General features: G+C 38.6%; 14 protein-coding genes. All 14 read left to right on the top strand.

Annotation, left to right across the window (positions count from 1 at the left end):
• The first annotated feature begins 26 nt into the window (after positions 1-26).
• The gene (locus BKM32_RS06390; RefSeq protein ID WP_053978112.1) at positions 27-1,097 is read left to right on the top strand and encodes a cytochrome c oxidase subunit II; all 1,071 of its coding nucleotides are present in this window, start codon (positions 27-29) and stop codon (positions 1,095-1,097) included.
• A gap of 24 nt (positions 1,098-1,121) precedes the next feature.
• Positions 1,122-2,912, top strand: coding sequence for a cbb3-type cytochrome c oxidase subunit I (locus BKM32_RS06395; RefSeq protein ID WP_053978113.1), 1,791 nt, complete (start codon positions 1,122-1,124; stop codon positions 2,910-2,912).
• Positions 2,913-2,988: 76 nt separating this feature from the next.
• Entirely contained in the window at positions 2,989-4,011 is a 1,023-nt protein-coding gene (gene ruvB, locus BKM32_RS06400; protein ID WP_053978114.1) for a Holliday junction branch migration DNA helicase RuvB, read from the top strand.
• Positions 4,012-4,041: 30 nt separating this feature from the next.
• The gene (locus BKM32_RS06405; protein ID WP_076663081.1) at positions 4,042-5,376 is read left to right on the top strand and encodes a cytochrome P450; all 1,335 of its coding nucleotides are present in this window, start codon (positions 4,042-4,044) and stop codon (positions 5,374-5,376) included.
• 313 nt (positions 5,377-5,689) lie between these two features.
• Complete coding sequence (locus BKM32_RS06410) at positions 5,690-6,205, top strand: hypothetical protein (protein ID WP_123812080.1); 516 nt, start codon at positions 5,690-5,692, stop codon at positions 6,203-6,205.
• A 132-nt stretch (positions 6,206-6,337) separates the two neighbouring features.
• Positions 6,338-10,330, top strand: coding sequence for a response regulator (locus BKM32_RS06415; RefSeq protein ID WP_083702116.1), 3,993 nt, complete (start codon positions 6,338-6,340; stop codon positions 10,328-10,330).
• 180 nt (positions 10,331-10,510) lie between these two features.
• Complete coding sequence (locus BKM32_RS06420; RefSeq protein ID WP_076663084.1) at positions 10,511-11,608, top strand: ScyD/ScyE family protein; 1,098 nt, start codon at positions 10,511-10,513, stop codon at positions 11,606-11,608.
• A 93-nt stretch (positions 11,609-11,701) separates the two neighbouring features.
• Positions 11,702-12,625, top strand: coding sequence for a tRNA epoxyqueuosine(34) reductase QueG (gene queG, locus BKM32_RS06425; protein WP_076663085.1), 924 nt, complete (start codon positions 11,702-11,704; stop codon positions 12,623-12,625).
• A gap of 53 nt (positions 12,626-12,678) precedes the next feature.
• Positions 12,679-14,982 (top strand): NADP-dependent malic enzyme, encoded by a 2,304-nt coding sequence (locus BKM32_RS06430; RefSeq protein WP_076663086.1) that lies wholly within the window; start codon positions 12,679-12,681, stop codon positions 14,980-14,982.
• A 57-nt stretch (positions 14,983-15,039) separates the two neighbouring features.
• Positions 15,040-15,621: a Holliday junction branch migration protein RuvA gene (gene ruvA / locus BKM32_RS06435; RefSeq protein ID WP_053978119.1), complete on the top strand. Its 582-nt coding sequence runs from the start codon at positions 15,040-15,042 to the stop codon at positions 15,619-15,621.
• 7 nt (positions 15,622-15,628) lie between these two features.
• Positions 15,629-22,909, top strand: a complete 7,281-nt coding sequence (gene sprA, locus BKM32_RS06440; RefSeq protein ID WP_076663087.1) for a cell surface protein SprA — start codon at positions 15,629-15,631, stop codon at positions 22,907-22,909.
• A 97-nt stretch (positions 22,910-23,006) separates the two neighbouring features.
• Entirely contained in the window at positions 23,007-23,387 is a 381-nt protein-coding gene (gcvH, locus tag BKM32_RS06445) for a glycine cleavage system protein GcvH (RefSeq protein WP_053978121.1), read from the top strand.
• 73 nt (positions 23,388-23,460) lie between these two features.
• Complete coding sequence (locus BKM32_RS06450) at positions 23,461-23,742, top strand: VanZ family protein (protein ID WP_053978122.1); 282 nt, start codon at positions 23,461-23,463, stop codon at positions 23,740-23,742.
• Positions 23,743-23,804: 62 nt separating this feature from the next.
• Positions 23,805-24,530 (top strand): energy transducer TonB, encoded by a 726-nt coding sequence (locus BKM32_RS06455; protein WP_076663089.1) that lies wholly within the window; start codon positions 23,805-23,807, stop codon positions 24,528-24,530.
• Positions 24,531-24,784: the final 254 nt, after the last annotated feature.

Here is a 24,784-nt window from a genome sequence, read left to right on the forward strand (position 1 = left end):
TAACTAAATAAAGAAGAGAAACGACAATGACTGCTTTTTTAACAATTATAATAGTACTATTTATAGCTATTGCAATTTGGCAAATGGTGAAGATATTTGATTTGGCCCAAGTGGGTGCTTCAAATTCTCAAATTGCCGATGATAAGGACAACAAACTTAATGGCTATTTAATGATAGGTTTCTTAGTCTTCATTTATGTTATAACGATCGTTAGTATCGTTAAATGGGGAGACTTACCATTATTGTCCAATTCTGCCTCAGAACACGGACCACAAATCGATAACTTAATGACCATTTCATTGGTGATTATCTTTATCGTACAAACCATTACTCAGTTCTTATTACACTACTTTGCCTTTAAATACAAAGGTGAAAAAGGAAGAAAGGCTTTATTCTATGCCGATAACAACAAATTGGAAGCTATCTGGACTATTATTCCTGTAATTACTTTAGCAGGTTTGATTATCTACGGTTTGTTCACTTGGACAAGCATTATGAATGTAGATGAAGATGCCGATCCTTTAGTAGTTGAATTGTATGCACAACAGTTTAACTGGAAAGCACGTTACGCCGGTCAAGACAATGTATTGGGTATGGCTAACGTAAGATTGATTGATAACGACCGTGCTAACATCCTTGGTTTGGACGAAGCAGATCCAAACGCTCAAGATGATGTTATCACTACAGAATTGCACTTACCTGTTGGAAAACCTGTATTGTTTAAAATGCGTTCTCAGGATGTATTGCACTCTGCCTACATGCCACACTTTAGAGCACAAATGAACTGTGTTCCTGGTATGATTACTCAGTTTGCATTCACTCCAACAATCACGACTGCTGAAATGCGTCAAAACCCTGATATCGTTGATAAAGTAAAAAACATCAACGACATTAGAACAGAGAAAAGTAAAGAGTTAGTTGCTGGTGGAGATGAAGCTTTAGATCCTTATGAATTTGATTATTTGTTATTGTGTAACAAGATTTGTGGAAAATCTCACTATAACATGCAAATGAAGATCATTGTGGAAACACAAGAGGAATATGACGCTTGGATTAAGGAGCAAGCAACTTTTAAGAATACTATAACAGCTAACTAAAAAAGATTAAAACGATATAAGATTATGTCAGCACACGCAGATACTCACGCTCACGACGATCACGGGCATCATCATAAAGAGACTTTTGTAACTAAGTACATCTTTAGTATGGACCATAAGATGATTGCCAAGCAGTACTTGATTACAGGTACTATCATGGGAATTATCGGAATAGTTATGTCGCTTATGTTCCGTATGCAAATTGCATGGCCGGAAGAACCTAATGTGCTTTTTGAAGCATTATTGGGGAAATGGGCACCTAACGGTGTTATGGATGCCGATATTTATTTGGCTTTGGTTACCATTCACGGAACCATCATGGTATTCTTTGTATTAACTGCTGGTTTGAGTGGTACTTTCAGTAACTTGTTAATTCCATTGCAAATTGGAGCAAGAGATATGGCCTCAGGATTCCTTAACATGGTATCTTACTGGTTGTTCTTCTTGTCAAGTGTTATCATGGTATTGTCTTTGTTTGTTGAAGCTGGTCCAGCTGCAGCAGGATGGACTATCTACCCGCCACTTTCTGCATTACCAATGGCACAAGGAGGTTCTGGAGCAGGTATGACACTTTGGTTGGTAGCTATGGCTATTTTCATCGCCTCTTCTTTGTTAGGATCTTTGAACTATGTGGTAACTGTTATCAACTTGCGTACAAAAGGAATGTCTATGACACGTTTACCGTTGACTATTTGGGCGTTCTTTGTAACTGCTATCATCGGTATTATTTCATTCCCGGTATTATTATCTGCAGCTTTGTTATTGATCATGGATAGAAGTTTTGGAACATCATTCTTCTTATCTGATATCTTTATCCAAGGTGAAGTATTGCATTACCAAGGAGGTTCTCCAGTATTGTTTGAGCACTTGTTCTGGTTCTTAGGTCACCCTGAGGTATACATCGTATTGTTACCTGCATTGGGGATTACTTCGGAAATTATCTCTACCAACTCACGTAAGCCTATCTTTGGTTACCGTGCCATGGTAGTGTCAATTTTGGCAATTGCATTCTTATCTACGATCGTATGGGGTCACCACATGTTCGTATCAGGTATGAACCCATTCTTAGGGTCTGTATTTACCTTTACAACATTATTGATTGCAATTCCATCGGCTGTAAAAGCATTCAACTATATCACAACGCTTTGGAAGGGTAACTTACAAATGAACCCTGCTATGTTGTTCTCTATTGGTTTGGTATCTACGTTCATTACTGGAGGTCTTACCGGAATCATCTTAGGGGATAGTGCTTTGGATATTAACGTTCACGATACATACTTCGTAGTGGCTCACTTCCACTTAGTAATGGGTATTTCTGCATTGTATGGTATGTTTGCTGGTATCTACCACTGGTATCCAAAAATGTTCGGACGTATGATGAACAAAAACTTGGGTTATATCCATTTCTGGATTACTGCTATCTGTGCTTATGGAGTATTCTTCCCAATGCACTTTATCGGAATGGCAGGTTTACCAAGACGTTACTATACGAACTCTAACTTCCCATTGTTTGACGATTTAGCAAACGTAAACGTAGTAATTACTGTGTTTGCTTTAATTGGTGGAGCGTTCCAGTTGGTATTCTTGTACAACTTCTTTAGTAGCATGTTCTTTGGTAAGAAAGCTGAACAAAACCCATGGAAATCCAACACCCTTGAATGGACTACTCCGGTAGAGCACGTTCACGGAAACTGGCCAGGTGAAATTCCTCACGTACACCGTTGGGCATACGATTACAGTAAGCCAGGTCACGAGGCGGATTTCGTACCTCAAAACGTTCCATTAATGGACGGAGAAGAAGAATTACAACACTAAGAGAATTCATTTCTTATAAATCATATCAAGCCTTTCTGAGTTTTCAGAAAGGCTTTTTGTTTATCTTTGCTTTTATATGAATGACAATTTAAACCCCTCCAATGAACACTTTTCCCCAGAGGAAATGGATGTTGAAAAGGCCTTGCGCCCCCTGTCCTTTGATGACTTTACAGGACAGGATCAAGTGTTGGAAAACCTCAAGATTTTTGTAAAGGCAGCCAACCTTAGAGGTGATGCTTTAGACCATACCTTGTTTCATGGCCCTCCGGGTCTTGGTAAAACGACCTTGGCCCATATTTTAGCCAATGAACTTGGGGTAAGTATCAAGGTGACTTCTGGTCCCGTTTTGGACAAGCCTGGCGATCTTGCCGGTTTGTTGACCAACTTAGATGAGAGGGATGTATTGTTTATTGATGAAATCCACCGTTTAAGTCCTATTGTGGAAGAGTATCTGTACTCGGCCATGGAGGATTATAAAATTGATATCATGATAGAATCTGGCCCTAATGCCAGAACCGTTCAAATCAACTTAAATCCATTTACTCTTATAGGTGCCACTACAAGATCTGGATTGTTGACATCGCCTATGCGTGCCCGTTTTGGTATTAGCAGTAGACTTCAATATTATTCTACGGAATTGTTATCTACCATTGTTGAACGTAGTGCCAATATCTTAAATGTGCCAATTTCTATGGAAGCGGCTATAGAGATTGCAGGTAGGAGTAGAGGAACACCTCGTATTGCCAACGCATTGCTGCGTAGGGTACGTGATTTTGCGCAAATAAAGGGAAATGGTAGGATTGATATAGAAATTGCCAAATTTAGCTTAAAAGCGCTTAATGTGGATGCCCACGGACTCGATGAAATGGATAATAAGATCTTGACCACCATTATCGATAAGTTTAAAGGCGGACCTGTTGGAATTACCACTTTGGCAACGGCAGTTAGTGAAAGTGGAGAAACTATTGAAGAGGTCTATGAACCATTTTTGATTCAGCAAGGATTTATCATCCGAACTCCAAGAGGGAGAGAAGTCACCGAATTGGCCTATAAACATCTTGGAAGAGTTAAAGGTGGTATTCAAGGGGGATTGTTTTAATAGATTTACATTTCCTCAAATTCATTTTTTATGACTAAATACAAATATCCAAAAAGAGTTTCTTTTATAAATTTTGTGGTCAAGTCATCGGAAATTGCCAAGAATCCAATTCCATTTCATAAGGAAATGTTTGTCGCTAGTGGAGAATCTTTCAGCATCAAAACGCCTTTCAATGCGCCAATTATCTTGACTAAAGATGCAAAGATCGCCAAGCATATTCTTCAAAAGCAGCACAAACTGTATGAGAAGTCCAAACTGCAAACCAAGTTTTTGTCGAAATATCTGGGGTATGGACTTTTAACGTCTACGGGAAGTTATTGGCTCAAGCAACGTCGGCTAATTCAACCGGCATTCCATAAAGATAAATTAAAACAGTTGGTGGCCATTATTGATACCACCATCAATGAACAGGTCAACAGTTTTCCAACGGATAAGATGGAAGAATTATACCCGTTGATGAATACTTTGGCTTTTGAGGTGGTTGCCAAATCGCTTTTTAATTTTTCTTCCAATCAAAATACCCTAAACCGACTTCAGTTCATTATTGCCGAACTTCAAAACTTCATTGTTAAGGAAATACGCCAACCCCATAAACGTTTGTGGTATCACTTAAAAGGGGACATGAAATATCACCAGAAGATGGTTAAAGAGAGTAGGGAGATTATTGAAAATATAATTATCCAACGAAGAGCGTCAAAAGAACAGCATGACGATTTATTGGATATGTTGTTAAAGGCAGAATACGAAGATGGCTCACATATGAGCAACAACCAACTGATTGATGAAATATTAATTTTGTTTGTGGCTGGCCATGAAACTACAGCCAATGCCTTGACCTTTACGTTGTTTTTATTGGCTACAAATCCAAAGGAGCTGGCAAAGGCAAAAGCCAATTCATTGCCTGTCACGGATGCTACCCAAGCTTTTGATGCCCTGCCAAAACTTACATATATCAAACAATGTGTTGAAGAGGGTATGCGCTTGTATCCATCAGCATGGATTACGGATAGAGTAGCTTTGGAAGACGATACCTTAGGAGAATTTCATATCAAAAAAGGAACCTTGTTAGGCGTTTCCATTTTTGAAATGCACCGAAACCCGAAATATTGGGATACTCCAGAAATGTTCAATCCAGATAGGTTTTCAGAGGAAAATAGAAAATCAACAGCTTTTGCTTATATGCCTTTTGGCGCTGGCCCCCGTTTGTGCATCGGTAACAATTTTGCCATGTTTGAAATGATGCTGGCCATTAATGCCATTCTTCAAAAATTTGAAATTTCCACGAACAAAGCCGAAGTGAAAATCAATCCGCTCATTACTTTAAAACCAGTGGATGTTGAAATGTCGTTTTATCCTATTCATTAAAAAGTTTAAGTACGAAGCCATACTAAATTAATGATTGTTGATTTTCAGGTAAATGATTGAAAATTACAATTTATTGAAGATTTTATCATGGGCAATTCTTAATCATGATTGTAATTTTACTCTAGAAAATTGATGGTAAAGGGTAGCGGCTTTATCAATTTTATTTCTTCCTAGGCACAACATTATTACATTATTATTTATCATAATATTGACATTTGGTTTTTTAAGCCGATAATGTTTTTAATCCCTTTTTAAGGTGTAATTGTTAAGAATTATCATCAAAATAAATCATTCAATCAAAAAACGAACAATTATGAAAAAAATCATTATCGGCTTAATGTTTATTGGTCTCGCCAGCCAAACGTATGGGCAATTTGACGTAGGTCTTCACGGCATTCACTTAGCACCAGTTGAAATTAAAACAATCAATTTAAATTATGCTAAAAAGGTTATTGATAGGAACGCCGCTATTGGAATCATCAATTTGCAGAAAGAGGTTGCTAATTTTAATCTTATTGCGTCTGAACTGTATGATGAGGAAAGCAAAGTTTTTCCATTGAAGTTTGAGTATAGACACGGAAAAATATTTGCCACATTTAATCAAGATGGCATAATTTTAAAATCGTTTGAAAAGTTCAAGGATATCGCGTTGCCTTCAGTTGTCCTTAATACAGTAAAGAAATTATATCCAAATTGGTCACTACGAAAAACATCTTACGAGGTATCGTATCAACTAGAGGAAGATGTTGAAAGAATCTATTATGTACAGATTGTAAAGGACAAACAGAAAAAAATCATTAGCCTTGATACCTCGGGAAGAGAATTGTAATTAATAATAAAAATCGCCTTAATCCTAGGCGATTTTTCTTTGTAAATCTATTGTCGAAAATGAATGTTCAATATTTTGTATATTTAGTAATGGCCCCTTTCGGTTTTAAAAGACAATAAAAACTAGGGTATTATGAGGGCCAATAGAGCAACTTTCTTCACACTTTTGTTTCTAATCATTTTCTCGATGGCTAATGGCCAAAATATTCAAAACGATTTTGAAGTAAGCTATTTTGATATTAAAAAAGGGCCTTGGGCCCGGGTTTATGATATGCATAAGGACCACAATAATTTTTTGTGGTTAGCTACTTCTCTGGGTCTATATAGGTTTGACGGTAGAGAATATAAGCGCTACGCAAAGGATTCCCGTAAAGCCAATACACTTCCTAACAATCTTATTTATACTGTTTGCGAGGATAATTACAATCGTCTTTGGGTGGCTGGTTTCGATTTTGACTTGGCTTATTTAGATAGAAGTACTGACACTTTTAACAAAGTATATTTAGATGGCTTTCAGGAAATGGGAGGTCATGTTTTTGACATTATTTTAGGAGCTGAAGACCAATTGCTACTTCTTACTAGAGGGGCTGGCTTAGTGGAGTTTGCTAACTTTGGTAAGCCAAACAATTTATTGAAATATCATTTTAAGGAACTAAGTTTTTTTTCAGCCAAGATAGATGATGAAGGGAAGATTTGGATTGGTACCAATCAAGGAGTTTACTCTATTACAAATCCAAACGATATCGAAGGCACTTTTAAAAAAGAACTGGATTTCGAGGGAGCAATTCATTCCATAGAAATTTATCAGGACAAGATACTCCTGGGAGTTACTACTGGATTTTATATTTACAATCTAGATACTTTAAAGTTGAAGGAAATTGCATTGCCATTTTATCAAAATAGCCCGGGAATTGTGAGAAATGGCATAGCACATGTCAAGGACAATAAATTTTGGATTTCTATAGCTTGTAAAATTTTGGAGTTCGATGCTGGTCCTGAAACGTTTATGGATAATATTACTACTAAAAGTAATAATTTGCCCTTTGCAGGATATGGGACTTTGCTAAATTTTGGAAACAATCAAGTTATATCTGTATTTAGAAAAGGCTTGTATTTGTTTGATTTGAATCCACCTGTTTTTGGGAATATAGGTATTTATGACCTCAATGACGAATCTACAGAATGGGGTTCTGTACTTTCCATATTGGGAGATTCTGGAGATCTTTGGTATGGGAAATTTGAGGGAGGATTGAGTTTAAGGCGCGATGGTAAAGAATACTTTTTTAGTTTAGATGATGTACATGGCAAACAACAAAAAGGCTATCCGCAAGTGGTATGTTTGGCCAAGGATTCCATTCGGAATAGGATATGGTTTGGCGGAAATTTTGGGTTGGGATATATAGATTTGGATTCATTTGATCCGGAATTACCTAAACTCCATATTTTTTCACTTTCAAGTAAAGGAATGTATTATTTTCCTGTTTATAGAATTTCTTGTATTCAAGCAGATTCAAATGGAATGATCTGGGTTGGAACTTCAGGACAGGGTATTTATAATATTCTTGAATTAGAAAATGGAAGTTTCAAAATAAACCATTTAAAGGCGACCTCTCAATCCATAAAAAATAAACTTACCAATTATCCAACGTCCCTTTTAGTAAACGACAAAGATCTTTGGGTAGGTACAGTGGGAGGAGGACTCTTGAATTTGGAGGTGTCCCCAGAATACAAATCGGCCGAAATAGTAGGACATTATACAAAAAGTGAAGATGTGCAGTCTATTTGCTCAGATTTTATTTTGGATATGGGATTAGATGTTCAAGGAGACTTATGGATTTCAACCTTTGGAGGGCTAAGTAAGTATTTGGGAGAAGGTAAGTTTGATTCTTGGATAGATGTACCTAATGTTAGTAATCCTGTTTTTCCAAGTTTATTAAGTGACAATCAAAACAATATTTGGCTTACCACCTATGGGGAAGGGCTCATAAAGTACAATCCCAAAACCGACAATTTCCAACAATATGGGACCACTGAGGGTATTAAGAATTTTGATTGGTCCAGTGGTAAGTTTAAAAGTGATGAGGGGCAATTATATTTTGCAGGAGATTTTGGTGTCACCTATTTCGATCCTGAAAAGGTAGATGCCTTTGTTACGGAGAAAAATATTTATTTGTCCGATATTAAGGGGGGAGTGGACAATGACCAATGGGGGCTTAATAATTTTGAGCAGTCACCTCAATTCAATCTGAGGTATGATGAATTTCCGTTGCAGCTGCATTTTTCCACTTTAGGGTATTCAGCGGAAGAACTCGAAAATCTTTATTATCGCATCATTCCAGGGAATGATGGTTGGAGCAAAATGGTAGGCACCGATTTACAACTCATAGATTTGCCCGCCGGGAAATATTCTTTAGAAGTGAGTGGAAGTAACTTTCAAGGTCTTTGGGATAAGCCTCCATTTATGATGCAATTGGATGTCACTGGGCCTTGGTGGAGTTCAAATTGGGCAAAGGTGGTTTATCTGCTCCTTATTGTTTTCAGTATTTTTTGGTTATATCGATTTTTGCTCTCACGGAAATTGGCTCTGGAAGAATCTAGAAAATTAAAGGAGGTGAATGATTCCATGGCCCATTTTTATTCTGGGATTACTCATGATTTTAGAACACCTATCACGGTAATTTTGGGGATTACAAAATATTTGAAAGAGATAATTCCTAAGACACATACTTCCAATTTAAATTTGATTGAAAAAAATGCTTCCAATTTGGTACATATGGTAGACAATATCATTGAATTGTCAAGAAATGAAAAGGGGGTGATGGACCAGCAAATGATTCAAGGAGATATAGTTCCTTATATACTTTATCTTTCCTCGAGTTACCAAACTTTGGCAGAATTGAAGCATATCAATTTCGAGATAGAAATTAGACAGCAATCTATAGTCATGGATTTTGATAGAAACTATATCAAAAGCATTCTAGGAAACCTATTGTCAAATGCCATAAAGTTTACTCCTAATGGAGGAAAGATATCCTTAGTTGTGACGAGAAAAGCTAATGATTTAAAAATAATAATTACTGACTCTGGGATTGGCGTTCCTTTAGCGGAGCAGAATAAGATTTTCGAAAAATATTACCAATCCAAAAGCGCCAGTAAAATATCAGAGAAGGGCTCTGGAATAGGCTTGTCATTAACAAAACAATATGTTGAAATTTTAAAAGGAACTATTAAATTGGAAAGTTTGCCAGATGTTGGAACAAAAGTAGAGCTATCCATTCCAGTTCATAATTTGGCAGAGTATTCTCAAGACCCTTTGGAGGCTATTGAAATAGTAGAACAACATAAGAATGAGAATTTGAAACAATTTCAGGAGTTGGATAGACAAAAACCAAACATTTTAGTGGTAGAAGACCATGAAGATGTACGTGGTTATTTGCGTTTAATTTTGAATAAGGTATACGATGTAATTACCGCTATAGATGGAGAGGAAGGTGTTGAATTGGCAACTACATATATTCCTGATCTTATCATTTGTGATGTGATGCTACCCGATATAGATGGTTTTCAAGTCACAGAAAACCTAAAAAGTAGCACTAAAACAGATCATATTCCCATTGTTATGCTTACCGCAAAGGCGGGACATGCCAGCAAATTGAATGGATTTCATAAAGGAGCTGATGCTTACCTAACTAAGCCATTTGATGAAAAAGAGCTATTTGCTGTGATAGAAGGCCTTATTAAAACAAGGGAGTGCTTAGAAAGTAAGGCCGCCGGATTAATTCCTTCGCAAAAAAATGGGTATTCTGAAAGTTCGCAACTTAATTTTGTGGAGGAGGTTAACCAAACCTTAATTGACAATTACCAGAATAGCCAGTTTGGGCCTAAGGAATTGGCAGAACATTTGGCCATGAGTGATTCGCAATTATATCGAAAAATTAAGTCGGCTTTTAAGGTCTCCCCTGTCCAATACATACGTTCTTTTAGACTTAAACGGGCCAAGATATTATTAGGGAATACCAATAAATCAATAACGGAAATATCTTATGAAGTCGGTTTTAACGATGCGTCATATTTCTCTAAAGTTTTTAAGAATGAATATGGAGAAACCCCCACAAAATTTCAGTAAATAGTTTTGAAAAGTAGGAGGTTTCATAAAACTAATTGGGCATATTGAATGATTCGTTCTAATAATTGAATGAAATTTCCAATTTTGAAGGGGAAGCAAAATGTATCTTTAAAATAAATTCTCTCTAAAGCCACTTGGTACTGATTGATAGCAATAAGTATAACTTTAAAACGTATCATTATGTTAACCAAATGCCTTTCACTAAAAGCTCCAACTGATTTTTTTAAGAACCCTATCCTCACTGTAACCAAGCTCATTTCTTTTTTGGTGCTACTTGGATTGTTGTTTTCGTGCAGTTCCAATGAATTAACAGATGAGGAGCCTGAATCGGTTTTGTCTACTTCATCTGCAAAATCGGCTTCCAGTCCAGGAACTCCCCAAATGATGTATGAGGGAATTGTGGGTGGAGCAGGAAGTGCTATTGGTCCTGGCGGGGATTTATTTGTCACAGAAACCCAAACAGGAGAAATCTCTCGATTTAATTTAAAGACCTGGGAGAAAACAACATTTGCCAGTGGCTTGCCAACCATGATTCCTGCCGTTGGTATAGGAGGTGCCATGGACATTACTTTTATTGGAGATACTGGATATGTGATAGTGTCTTTAGTAGGATCTTTTTTCGGGGCTCCGACTCCCGATGTGATTGGAATTTACAGGATCGATGGCCCAAATAGTTTTACGGTGATTGCAGACCTTGGAGCATTTTCCGAAGCAAATCCTCCAACTACAAGCTACTTTTTGCCAATGGGCTTGCAATATGCCATCGAAACTTATAAAGGAGGTTTTTTAGTAACCGATGGTCACCATAACCGTGTATTGCAAGTCACCACCGAAGGAGAGATTACAGAAATGCGTGCCTTTCCTAATATCGTTCCCACAGGCTTAGCAGTTTCCGGCAACAAAATTTATATGGCCGAAGCAGGACCTGTTCCTCATGATCCAGAAGATGGCAAGGTGGTTTATTTTACGGAAAATTCCACTTATGCACCGCCGGTAGCTTCAGGAGCTTCTATGTTGGTGGACGTTGAATTCGGTCGAGGCCAAAGTCTGTTTGCGCTTTCCCAAGGGACATGGAATGGTCTTGGAGAGGGATCCGAGGCTTATGAAAATACGGGAGCTTTGGTTAAGGCCAATCAAGATGGAACGTTTAGCGAAATAGCCACAGGTTTAGATAGACCAACATCTCTCGAAATTGTAAAAAATACAGCCTACATTGTAACTCGCGATGGTGAAATTTGGTCCGTTGGGGATATTGCAAGTGGACCTTATGGTAACTAGAATGAGTTAATACGGAAAGACTTTTTAATAATAAATGATATTGCCGACTTAGGTTGGCTTTATTGTTTAGTTTTTTCGCTGTACATTGGCCAAATGAAACTCCTGCAATCCTATACCAAAAGTATTAAAAATGAAGCAAAACGACTTGGTTTTTTGTCCTGTGGCATTAGTAGGGCTGGGTTTTTGGAAGACGAAGCTCCTCGATTGGAACAATGGCTTAACAGTAACATGTATGGTGAAATGCGTTATATGGAAAACCATTTCGATAAGCGCTTGGATCCTACAAAGCTGGTTGAAGGAAGTAAAAGTGTCATTTCCTTACTGTTGAATTATTTTCCCGAAAAAACACAGGAAGATACCTCCTTTAAGTTATCCAAATATGCTTACGGAACCGATTATCATTTTGTCATCAAGGATAAATTAAAACAATTACTTGAGTTTATAAATGAAGAGATTGGCGAAGTCAATGGACGTGCTTTTGTAGATTCTGCTCCAGTCCTTGATAAAGCTTGGGCCGCCAAATCTGGGTTGGGATGGATTGGAAAAAATAGCAATCTCCTCACCAAACAAGTGGGGTCCTTCTATTTTGTTGCAGAACTGATTGTAGACCTTGAGTTGGAATATGACGCGCCAACAACCGATCATTGTGGAAGTTGTACCGCTTGTATCGATGCCTGTCCTACGGAAGCCATTGTCAACCCCTATGTAGTAGATGGCAGCAAATGCATTTCCTATTTCACAATCGAACTGAAAGACAATATTCCTACTGAATTCAAAGGAAAATTTGACCATTGGATGTTTGGCTGCGACGTGTGCCAAGACGTCTGTCCCTGGAACCGATTTTCAAAACCTCACAGTGAGCCGCTTTTCAATCCACATCAAGATTTACTATCCATGACCAAAAAAGATTGGGAAGAAATCACCGAAGAAACTTTCAACAAAGTCTTTAAAAAGTCTGCAGTTAAGCGCACTAAGTTGGCTGGATTAAAAAGAAATATTCAGTTTCTAAAAGATTAGAGTTTCATCTACAGGATTATTACATTTGTAATTCATATTAATCCAAATTTTATATGAGTAAACAAAGCAAACGCCGTGAGGCTTTGGTGTATCATGCCAAGCCAACTCCTGGAAAAATTCAAGTAGTTCCTACAAAAAAATACGCCAGTCAAAGAGATTTGTCCTTGGCCTATTCACCTGGAGTAGCGGAACCATGTTTAGAGATCGCTAAAAAAACAGATAACGTTTATAAATATACCGCCAAAGGAAATTTGGTAGCCGTAATTTCCAATGGAACAGCCGTTTTGGGGCTAGGTAATATTGGCCCAGAAGCTTCCAAGCCCGTAATGGAAGGTAAAGGATTGTTGTTTAAAATATTTGCAGATATCGATGTGTTCGATATTGAGGTAAACACTGAAAATATTGACGAATTTATCCAGACGGTAAAAAACATAGCGCCTACTTTTGGAGGTATCAACCTTGAAGATATCAAAGCGCCAGAAGCTTTTGAAATAGAGCGTCGCCTAAAGGAAGAGTTGGACATTCCAGTGATGCACGATGACCAGCATGGAACGGCAATTATTTCTGCAGCAGCATTAATCAATTCCTTGGAATTGGCAGAGAAAAAAATAGAAGAGGTTAAAATTGTAATCAGTGGAGCTGGAGCAGCTGCTATTTCCTGTTCTAGATTGTATCAGGCCTGTGGAGCCAAACTTGAAAACATGGTGATGTTGGACAGTAAAGGTGTAATCAGAAAAGACCGCTCAAATTTAACTCCTGAAAAGGCCGAATTCGCGACACATAGAGCCATTGATACCCTTGACGAAGCTATGGTAGATGCCGATGTATTTATTGGGCTTTCTACTGCCGATATTGTTTCGCCAGAGATGTTGAAATCAATGTCAAGCGATCCTATTGTGTTTGCGATGGCCAATCCAGATCCTGAAATTGCTTATGATTTAGCCATTGATACACGAGACGATATCATCATGGCCACAGGACGTAGTGACCATCCTAACCAAGTAAACAATGTGCTTGGGTTTCCATTTATTTTTAGAGGAGCTTTGGATGTGCGTGCCACAAAAATAAACGAAGAAATGAAAATGGCAGCCGTAGTGGCTTTGGCAAAATTGGCCAAAGAACCGGTGCCAGAACAAGTAAATATAGCCTATGGTGAAACTCGTTTGGCTTTTGGTAGGGAATATATTATTCCAAAGCCATTCGATCCAAGATTAATTGCAGAAGTACCGCCAGCCGTAGCAAAAGCTGCGATGGATAGTGGTGTTGCCAAAGAACCTATTATCGATTGGGGTAAATATAAAGAATCCCTAATGGAGCGTTTAGGTTCGGATAATAAAGTGGTTCGATTATTATTGAATCGCGCAAAAATGAATCCGAAGCGTGTGGTATTTGCAGAGGCAGATCAACTGGATGTGTTGAAAGCAGCACAAATTGCCCACGAAGAAGGGATTGCCTTTCCAATACTTTTAGGGCGTAGGGAAGAAATTGAAAAGTTAAAGCTAGAGATCGATTTTGATGCGGATGTGCCAATCATCGATCCAAAGTCGGATGAGGAGTTAGGCCGCCTTAACAAATATGCCGAGGTGTATTGGCAACAGCGCAAGCGTAGAGGGGTGACTTTGTATTCTGCACAAAAAGTAATGCGCGAACGCAATTATTTTGCGGCAATGATGGTAAACGAAGGCGATGCCGATGCCCTTATTTCTGGGTATTCACGGAGTTATCCTTCGGTTGTGAAGCCTATGTTGGAACTTATTGGAATGGCCAAAGGTGCTACCCGTGTCGCTACCACCAACTTAATGATGACACGCCGTGGCCCAATGTTTTTGAGTGATACCGCAATTAATATGGATCCATCTTCAAAAGATTTGGCGAAGATTGCCCAAATGACGGCTAAAATTGTGAAAATGTTTGGAATGGAGCCAGTAATGGCCATGATTTCCTATGCCAACTTTGGTTCTTCAAAAAATGAACGTACCACCAAGGTAAGGGATGCCGTAGAGTATCTTCATAAATATTACCCAGATTTAATTGTTGACGGAGAATTGCAAACAGACTTTGCTCTGAACAGTGAAATGTTGCAGGATATATTTCCGTTTTCAAAATTGGCTGGTAAAAAGGTAAATACACTTATTTTTCCGAATCTTGAAGCGGCCAATATCACCTATAAACTTTTGAAGGAGCTTAACCAAGCAGATTCCATTGGGCCTATCATGATGGGGATGCGCAAACCAGTGCACATTTTGCAATTGGAGGCCAGTGTGGATGAGATTGTCAATATGACGGCCATAGCAGTTATTGATGCCCAGCAAAAAGAAAAAAGGGAGCAGGAACTCAAGGCGTCAGAAGAAAAGTAACCTCCTCTCATTGTAAATAATTTTATTACATTTGAGAGGTTTAAATGAGGCTATTTAATGATTACACATATTCAGGGGAAACTTGTTGAAAAGAATCCAACCGATGTCACCATAGATTGTAATGGAGTGGGCTACCTACTCCATATTTCTTTACATACCTATTCGAAAATTCCAGATCAAGAAAATTTGAAGCTGTATACCCATTTGCAGGTAAGGGAGGATGCCCATACCCTTTATGGGTTTTCTTCTATTTCTGAAAGAGAGATTTTTCGTTTGTTGATCTCTGTAAGCGGGATTGGAGCCAATACAGCAAGGACTATGTTATCTTCATTAACTCCCAAACAAGTAAGGGAGGGAATCGCTACTGGAGATGTAGCCTTGATTCAGTCGATCAAGGGAATTGGAGCCAAAACAGCACAACGAGTTATTTTGGACTTGAAAGATAAAATTTTGAAAGTCTATGATATTGATGAACTTTCGGCGCCTCAAAGCAATACCAACAAGGATGAAGCGTTATCAGCATTAGAAGTTCTAGGATTTAATAAGAAGCAGGCTGAAAAGGTGGTAGACAAGATCATTTCAGACCAACCAGATGCGAGTGTGGAAAGCCTTATCAAGGAAGCTTTAAAAAAATTATAATAGAGATTTGAGTACAAATAACCCGATTTATACTATTTCAACCCGATCATACCTGCTTTTTAGTATCGTAATGCTCTTTAGCCTTTTCGGTTTTGCGCAGGAACCAGAAGAACAAGATACCACCAAAACAGGTTTTTCCATGGGAAGGATGACACTTCCCAATCCCAATAGCATTGTTTCAAAATACACCTATGACCCTGTAACAGACCGTTACATCTACACTGAAAAAGTGGGGAAATTCAACATTAATTACCCCATTATATTAACGCCTGCAGAATATTATAAATTGGTGTTGCAGGAACAGCAAAAGGGATATTACAAACAGAAAATTGATGCGGCAGAAGGTAAAAAAGAGGGGAGTGAAGAAGAACAAAAAAATCTCTTGCCAGAATTTTATGTGAATTCTGGCTTTTTTGAATCGGTGTTTGGTGGAAATACTATTGAAGTAGTGCCTCAAGGATCGGTAGAAATGGATTTGGGCGTACTCTACACAAAGCAGGATAACCCAACGTTTTCGCCAAGGAACAGAAGCAACTTTACTTTTGATTTTGACCAAAGGATTAGTTTGAGTTTATTGGGTAAAGTGGGGACAAGACTTCAGGTAACAGCCAATTATGATACCGAGTCTACTTTTGATTTCCAGAACTTGATAAAATTGGAATACACGCCTACCGAGGATGATATCATCAGAAAAATTGAGGTGGGTAATGTGAGCATGCCTTTAAACAGTTCCTTGATTACGGGAGCACAGAGTTTATTTGGGGTAAAAACCGAATTGCAATTTGGGAAAACGACAGTAACCGCTGTATTCTCTGAGCAAAAATCACAATCACAGTCGGTAGTAGCACAAGGAGGAGGTACTTTGGAAGAATTTGAATTCTTTGCAAGGGACTATGATGAAAATCGCCACTTCTTCTTGTCTCAATATTTTAGGGAACACTACGATGAGGCCTTAAATAGATATCCATACATCAACAACAATATTCAAATTACCAGAATTGAAGTTTGGGTAACCAACAGAAGTAATCAAACAGACAATGTTAGGAATATCGTGGCCTTTCAGGATTTGGGAGAGTCGGATGTTATTGGGCTTGCTTCCCCACCAGCTGGATTTGTGAATGTGCCTGGAGGGGCATATCCAGATAACGGAAACAACGATTTCGACCCTTTAAATATTGGAGGTGCGGGGTCTCAGTTAACGGATGCGGTAAGAGATATCACCACGGTTGAACAAGGTATTTTAACACCTGCAAATGAAGGTTTCGATTTTGGTAAATTGGAAAATGCCAAGAAACTTCAGCAGGGGTCTGACTATATTTTGAATACACAATTGGGGTACATTTCCTTAAACCAAAGATTGCTTAATGATGAAGTGTTAGCAGTCGCTTTCCAATATACGGTTGGAAACCAAGTCTACCAAGTTGGTGAATTTGCCAATGATGGAGTGGAAGCTACAGAAGTTAGTCAAGATTCAGGTTCTGAAAATCAAATTGTTAGTAATAAGGGGCTTGTTTTAAAAATGCTTAAGAGTGCCGTTACCAATGTGGAGCAGCCTATTTGGGACTTGATGATGAAAAACATCTACGATACTGGAGCATATCAATTGAGTCAGGAAGATTTTAAACTGAACATTTTTTACACGGAAGCTTCTCCAGTCAACTACATTTTACCTGTGGACGGAACTACTTTCCCTCCATTCCATAACAACACGACAGATCCAACAGACGATACGGCAATAAGTGAAACTCCTTTAATTAGGTTGTTCCACCTAGACCGATTGAATTACAATAATGATCCACAGCTGGATGGGGATGGGTTCTTCGATTTTGTGCCAGGGCTAACCGTATTGACACAAAATGGAAAAATCATCTTCACCAAAGTGGAACCTTTTGGACGTTATCTGTTTGATGTCTTGGATGATGACAACAACCCTAACAACAACGATGCAGATTACGAACAGGATACATACACAAACCCTAACCAGGAGAAATATGTATACGATATTCTCTATAAGCAAACCAAAACGGCGGCCTTGGACGAGTCTGAAAAGAACAAGTTCCAACTTAAAGGACGATTTAAATCCTCTGGAGGTGATGGTATTCCATTAGGGGCTTTTAATGTACCAAGAGGTTCGGTAGTGGTAACTGCTGGGGGACGTGTGCTGGTTGAAGGAATTGACTATACGGTGAACTACCAATTGGGGCGTGTTCAAATTTTGGATGAGGCTTTAAAAGCGTCTAATACGCCAATTAATGTGTCTGTTGAAAACAATGCCGTTTTTGGGCAACAAACAAGACGCTTTGCAGGGGTGAATGTGGAGCATCAATTCAACGAGAATTTTGTCTTGGGAGGAACTTTCTTGAATTTAAGTGAGCGTCCAATTACCCAAAAGGCCAATTACAATACAGAGCCAATTAATAATACTATTTTGGGGCTTAACGGTAACTATTCTACCGAAGTGCCATTTTTAACTAGGATGGTAAACAAGTTACCAAACATAGATACCGATGTGCCATCCAATATGTCGGTTAGGGGAGAGTTCGCCTATTTGTTGCCAGGGGCTCCAAAAGGAACCGATTTCAATAATGAAGCCACTTCATATGTAGATGATTTTGAAGGGACACAAGGTGCCATCGATTTATTGTCGCCGTTGACATGGTACCTGTCTAGTAGACCTGTAGGACTTGGACGTAACTATCCCGGATTTGGAGGTGAAGATGACAATGGGCTACAAAATGGTTTTGACCGTGCCTTTTTGAACTGGTATACCATTGACCCTATTTTCTATAGTACGCAGAGACCTACCGGAATTAACGATGACGATATCTCTAACCTTTATACGAGACGTGTATTTATAGAAGAGGTATTCCCTCAAGTAGATTTGGTACAGGGCCAAAGTACGGTAATCTATACCTTGGATTTGGCTTACTATCCTTCGGAGCGTGGACCATACAACTTTGAAGCTTCTGCTGCCGATGGTGAATTGGATAACCCAATGAATTCTTGGGCGGGGATTACTAGACAGATTACTTCTACCGATTTTGAGCAGGCGAACGTAGAATACATTGAATTCTGGGTTCAGGATCCATTCTTGGACAATCCTTCAAACCCGGGAGGAACTTTAAGTATCAACTTGGGGAATATTTCTGAGGATATTCTTAAGGACGGTAAAAAGCAATTTGAGAATGGCTTGCCAGAAGATGGAAATATAGATTTTCTTCAGAATAACTTGTCTGTAGATAAACCTTACGTAGTGCCGCAGAACCAATCCTTGATCTACACATTTGCCACAACAGGTCAGGAGCGTACCAACCAAGATGTTGGGTATGACGGTTACGACGATATTGAAGAAGCCCAAATGTTGAGTGAGTTGGGTGTAGCTGGAAACTTTGGGGAAGACCCTGCAAAGGATAACTATACTTATTTCCTAAATACGGAAGGAGATATTTTTGAGCGTTATAAAAAGTATAACGGTACCGAAGGGAATTCACCGGAAACCTTTACCGATACCAATAGAGGTTCAACTACCCAGCCAGATGTGGAGGACATCAACAGGGATAATACCATGAACACGATCAATAGTTATTTTGAGTATAACATTGATATTAAGCCTTCCACCTTAAACGAGAACAACGAAAAAATCAACGATATCAAAACCCGTGAAGTAACCTTGCCTAATGGTGAAACTAGAGAAGTGGTTTGGTATCAATTTAGAATTCCTATCAACGCGTCTGATAGAGTTGCCGTAGGGGGAATTACCGATATTAGATCGGTGCGTTTTGCTCGTATGTATTTAAAGGAATTTACCCAACCAACGGTATTGCGTTTCGCAACTTTGGATTTGGTTCGTAGCGATTGGCGTCGTTTTACTGGAGATTTGGATAATGACCCTACCAATGAAAGCCCGAACTTAGAATTCAGTACAGGTGTTGTTGGACTTCAAGAGAATGAAGGGAATTATGTGTTGCCTCCTGGTGTGGAATTGGAAGAGTTGAACAACAACAATAATATCGTTCGTCAAAATGAGCAATCTCTAGTTGTAAAGACTTGTCAATTGGAAGCTACAGATTCCAAAGGGGTATTCAAAAACATTAATATAGACATGCGTCAGTATAAAAAACTGAGAATGTTTATGCATGCTGAAAATGGAGAGTCTGGTACCTTGAATGATAACGATTTGGTCGGATTCATTAGAATGGGTAACGACTTCACCGACAACTTCTATCAAATTGAAGTACCATTGCAGGTGTCTTCTGGAGGAATTTCTGCAACTGCAGTGTGGCCAGAGGAAAACGAAATTAACTTGCCATTGGAGTTATTGCAACAAATCAAGTCTAAAGGAATTTTTGACGGAACCTTAAGCAATGACGATCCAACATTTTATGACGTTATTGATGGTTCGGTAAGTGAAAATCCGGTCCCAGAATTTTCTCAATATACAGCTGGACAACAGCGTATCGCCATTAAAGGTAACCCTAATTTCGGAGACATTAGAGTGTTGATGGTAGGTTTAAAAAACATTACATCAGCCCAAAATGGAGGATCTGGTTATGACGCTTGTGGAGAGGTCTGGTTTAACGAACTCCGTCTATCCGATTTACATAACGAAGGTGGTTGGGCTGCCGTGGTAGGCGTGGATGGTAACGTGGCAGATTTTGCCAATGTAAGTGCTACGGGTAGACAAAGTACTTCTGGTTTTGGTTCGGTAGAGCAAAGACCAAATGAAAGAAGTAGGGAAGATGTTCAGCAGTATAATGTAGTGACCAATGTAAATCTTGGACAATTGTTACCTAAGAAATGGGGTATTCAGGTGCCTTTCAACTATGGGCAGGAAGAGGAATTGATTACACCAAAATACGATCAGTATTATAATGACCTTACTTTGGAATCACGATTGGATGCGGCTACTTCGGAAGAAGAGAAAAAACAGATAAGAGAACAGTCGGAAGATTACACAAGGCGTAAGAGCATTAATTTTATTGGTGTGAAAAAACAAAGGGCAGCCGAGGCGAAACCGCATGTGTATGATCCGGAGAACTTGACTTTCAACTATTCTTATAATAAAGTTGAACACCGCGACTTTGAGATTGAGAATTCCTTAGATCAAAGAGTAAGGGCAGGGGTGAATTACAATTATAATTTTACACCTAAGAAGGTGGAGCCTTTCAAGAAGAATGATTCCTTGTTTACTGGACGATATTGGAAGATTCTTAAGGATTTCAACTTAAATGTAATGCCTACAAGTTTCTCGGTGAATACAGATATCATTCGTCAGTTCAACAAACAGAAATTTAGGGAAGTTGAACTTACTGGAAACAATATTGGGATTGATGAGCTTTACAGAAGAAACTATACCTTCGATTTTCAGTATGCCTTAAATTATGCTGTGACCGATAATTTGAGTTTCAATTTTAATGCTTCCAATAACAATATTGTTAGGAATTACTTTATCGATGATCAAATCAACGGAAGGCAAGATCCAACTTTAAATGTTTGGGATGGCTTCTTTGAATTGGGAGATCCAAACATTCAGAACCAACAGTTCCAGTTGAACTATGAAATTCCGTTGAACAAAATTCCAACCTTGAGTTTCTTGAATGCCACGTATTCCTATACGGGAGATTTCCAATGGCAAAAAGGATCTGATTTGAATACTAATTTTGAGTATACCGATGAAGATGGCGTGACTAGCTATTACGATTTGGGGAACTCTATCCAAAATGCCAATACCCATGCTATCAATTCTTCGCTTAATATGGAGAAGCTTTATAGCTACTTAGGTTTGGTGAAGAAAAAATCTAGGCGTACAACCAGACAGCCGCAAACTAGGGATAAGGATGGTAAGCGTGTGGTAAATGGCGCCGATGCCCGTAACCAATCCAACAAGAAGCAAAGTAAAGTAGTAGGTGCTGCCTTGGATGTAATGACCATGGTGAAAAGAGTTCAGATCAATTATTCTGAAAATAATGGTACCTATTTGCCAGGATATACAAGAACACCTGGATTTATAGGAACCACCAAGCCTACTTTTGGATATACTTTTGGAAGCCAAAGAGACATTAGGGATATGGCGGCCAGAAATGGTTGGTTAACCGTATTCCCTAATTTCAACCAACAGTATACCGAATTGACCAATCAAACTTTGGATTATTCTGCCAATGTGGAATTGATACCAGATTTAAAGATCGATATCACTGGGGGGAGATTGTATTCTGAAAACATGACTGAGAACTTTAGAGTTGAAGATATGGATGCCGATGGAGAATTGGATTATAACTCCTTAATCCAAAATTCCTATGGAAACTTCAACATTACAACCTCACTTATTAAAACTGCCTTTAGTACCAGTGATGAAACTCAGTCGGATGCCTTTAACGATTTTAGAGCAAACCGTATGGTGATTGCCCACAGATTGGCGCAGGAGTTTTATGGTAACAATACGTATGAATTGGATGCAGAAGGCTATCCATTAGGTTTTGGTAAGAACAGTCAGGCAGTATTATTGCCAGCCTTTGTGTCTGCCTATACAGGATCCAATCCAGATAATGTAAAACTATCGGCGTTTAGGGATTTTCCAATTCCAAATTGGCAGTTGAAGTATACCGGGTTTATGAAGATGAAGTGGTTCAAGAAGAACTTCAAACGTTTCTCAATTACCCATGGTTACCGTTCCAGTTATACAATTAACCAGTTCCGCACCAATCTAGATTATGTGGCTGCCGATCCAACCTTGGATTATGATAGTCAGGATCCAGATGTGTTCAACCAGTCGGGGAACTTTAAAAGTAGAACCTTATATAGTAACATCAACTTGGAAGAGCAGTTCAGTCCGCTTGTGCGTATTGATTTTGAAATGAAAAATTCGGTGAAGATTCTTGGAGAAATTAAGAAGGATCGAATTTTGTCTCTGAGTTTCGACAATAACTTGATGACCGAAATTCAAGGAAAGGAATATATTGTGGGACTGGGGTACCGTTTTAAAGATGTGCGTATCCGCTCCAAACTTGCAGGTCCGCAACAAATCATTAAGAGTGATTTGAACATGTCCTTGGATGTGTCGGTAAGGGACAACAAGACTATTATAAGATATTTGGATTTAGACAATAATCAAGTGACCTCTGGACAAACTTTGTGGGGTGTAAAGTATAAGGCCGATTATGCCTTCAGTAAATACTTAACAGGAATTTTCTATTTCGATTATTCGTTCTCAGACTACGCGATTTCAACAGCCTTCCCGCAAACAACCATTAGGTCTGGAATCACGCTGAGGTATAATTTTGGAAATTAATCCAACGAAGCCGCTTTCTATTGAAAAAAATCAGAGAAAATTAGGTGATTCAGGTTTTAAAAAATTATTTTTGTGCCAATTAATTATTACACACAAAATGAATATACCGGCAGATTTAAAGTACACTAAAGACCACGAATGGGTTAAAGTAGAAGGCGATGTTGTAACTGTAGGAATTACAGATTTCGCGCAAGGCGAATTGGGAGATATTGTTTACGTAGAAGTTGAGACATTGGACGAAACTTTGGAGGCAGAAGAAGTTTTTGGAACTGTAGAAGCCGTTAAAACTGTATCTGATTTGTTTTTGCCAGTATCTGGTGAAATCATCGAATTTAACGAAGCCTTGGAAGACGCTCCTGAGTTGGTAAACAGCGATCCTTATGGAGAAGGATGGATGATCAAGGTAAAATGTTCAGACCTTTCGCAATTGGAAGGATTGATGACTGCTGACGATTATAAAGCGCTCATCGGTGCCTAAGCCCATTGCGTTAATACTACTGCTTGCTTATGTGGTAGCATTAACTTCCTTGAGCCTGGTAAACATTCACAAAATGCCAAGTCTGGGCTCATCCTTTGATGATAAGTTGTATCACCTTGGAGCGTATACCGTTTTTATGTTGTTGGGGTTTAATTTTTTTAGGCAAACCCAAGTGAAACATAAAATTTTGATTTCAGGGACAATAATTGTGCTTTATGGCATTATTATTGAGGTATTACAACAAACATTGTCAACTACAAGAACCTTAGATGCCTACGATATGTTGGCCAATTTTATAGGGGTTGTAGTGGGCACAATCATCATAAAGCTTATGGTGAACCTTAAGTTAAATTAAAATAATCGCTTGCTTTTTTAACTATTAATTGGTTATTTTAGCATTCTTAAATGTTTTAAGATATGGAACCGAAAAAAACTACCAAGGCCGACGTAGGCAGAAATAGCTCGATTTATTTCGCAGTGGGCTTGGCTTTAATGTTGTTGCTAACCAATTTGGCAATTAACTACAAAACGTACGACAAGGCTGCAATTGACATAGGTCAGTTGACCATGGACGAGGAATTGGAGGAAGAAATCCCAATTACCGATCAGCTTAAAACACCACCACCACCACCACCACCACCACCAGCAGCCCCTGAAGTTATTGAGGTTGTAGAGGATGAAGTGGAAGTTGAGGAAACCGTAATCGAATCTTCTGAGACTAGTCAGGAGGAAGAAATTGTAGAAGTTGAAGAGGTAGTTGTGGAAGAAGTAGAAGAGGATATCGAGGTTCCTTTTGCTGTTATCGAAAACGTACCAGTTTTCCCTGGATGTGAAAAAGAAAAGGGGAACAATGCTAAAAAAGCATGTATGTCTGAAAAAATCAGCCAATTTGTAAACAAGAAATTCAACACAGATTTGGCTAGTGAACTTGGTCTTTCAGGAAGACAGCGTATCAACGTAATTTTCAAGATTGACAAAAATGGAGAGATTACCAATATTATGGCGAGAGCACCACATCCAGGTTTGGAAAAAGAAGCAAAACGTGTTATTGGCATGCTTCCTAAAATGAAACCAGGTATGCAAAGAGGTAAAGCGGTAACTGTACCGTATTCGTTACCAATCTTGTTCCAAGTTCAGGATTAAGAAGAGATAATTTTATAATATTAAAAATCCCGTCTAAGTTTTAGGCGGGATTTTTGTTTTTGGTATGCTTCTTGTGTTTTGGCATAATATTAACATCTTAAATTCAATATTATGAAAAATCTTAACAAAGAACGTTGTATTGCTGGCCAGAGCAAAACAACCGTTACAAAATCACAAAAGCATGATGTAAATTTACAAAAAAAACTCTACCCTATATTTTCAGATTGGGTTAATTCTATGCCTTTTGGGAGTGT

It is taken from the genome of Mangrovimonas sp. DI 80, from assembly GCF_001975575.1.
GTDB lineage: Bacteria > Bacteroidota > Bacteroidia > Flavobacteriales > Flavobacteriaceae > Mangrovimonas_A > Mangrovimonas_A xylaniphaga.

Coding starts and splice junctions, on each gene's coding strand:
- BKM32_RS06450 (WP_053978122.1), top strand. CDS start 23,461: ATGCCAAGTCTGGGCTCATCCTTTGATGATAAGTTGTATCACCTTGGA.
- ruvA (WP_053978119.1), top strand. CDS start 15,040: ATGATTACACATATTCAGGGGAAACTTGTTGAAAAGAATCCAACCGAT.
- ruvB (WP_053978114.1), top strand. CDS start 2,989: ATGAATGACAATTTAAACCCCTCCAATGAACACTTTTCCCCAGAGGAA.
- BKM32_RS06415 (WP_083702116.1), top strand. CDS start 6,338: ATGAGGGCCAATAGAGCAACTTTCTTCACACTTTTGTTTCTAATCATT.
- BKM32_RS06395 (WP_053978113.1), top strand. CDS start 1,122: ATGTCAGCACACGCAGATACTCACGCTCACGACGATCACGGGCATCAT.
- gcvH (WP_053978121.1), top strand. CDS start 23,007: ATGAATATACCGGCAGATTTAAAGTACACTAAAGACCACGAATGGGTT.
- BKM32_RS06410 (WP_123812080.1), top strand. CDS start 5,690: ATGAAAAAAATCATTATCGGCTTAATGTTTATTGGTCTCGCCAGCCAA.
- queG (WP_076663085.1), top strand. CDS start 11,702: ATGAAACTCCTGCAATCCTATACCAAAAGTATTAAAAATGAAGCAAAA.
- BKM32_RS06420 (WP_076663084.1), top strand. CDS start 10,511: ATGTTAACCAAATGCCTTTCACTAAAAGCTCCAACTGATTTTTTTAAG.
- BKM32_RS06390 (WP_053978112.1), top strand. CDS start 27: ATGACTGCTTTTTTAACAATTATAATAGTACTATTTATAGCTATTGCA.
- BKM32_RS06455 (WP_076663089.1), top strand. CDS start 23,805: ATGGAACCGAAAAAAACTACCAAGGCCGACGTAGGCAGAAATAGCTCG.
- BKM32_RS06405 (WP_076663081.1), top strand. CDS start 4,042: ATGACTAAATACAAATATCCAAAAAGAGTTTCTTTTATAAATTTTGTG.
- BKM32_RS06430 (WP_076663086.1), top strand. CDS start 12,679: ATGAGTAAACAAAGCAAACGCCGTGAGGCTTTGGTGTATCATGCCAAG.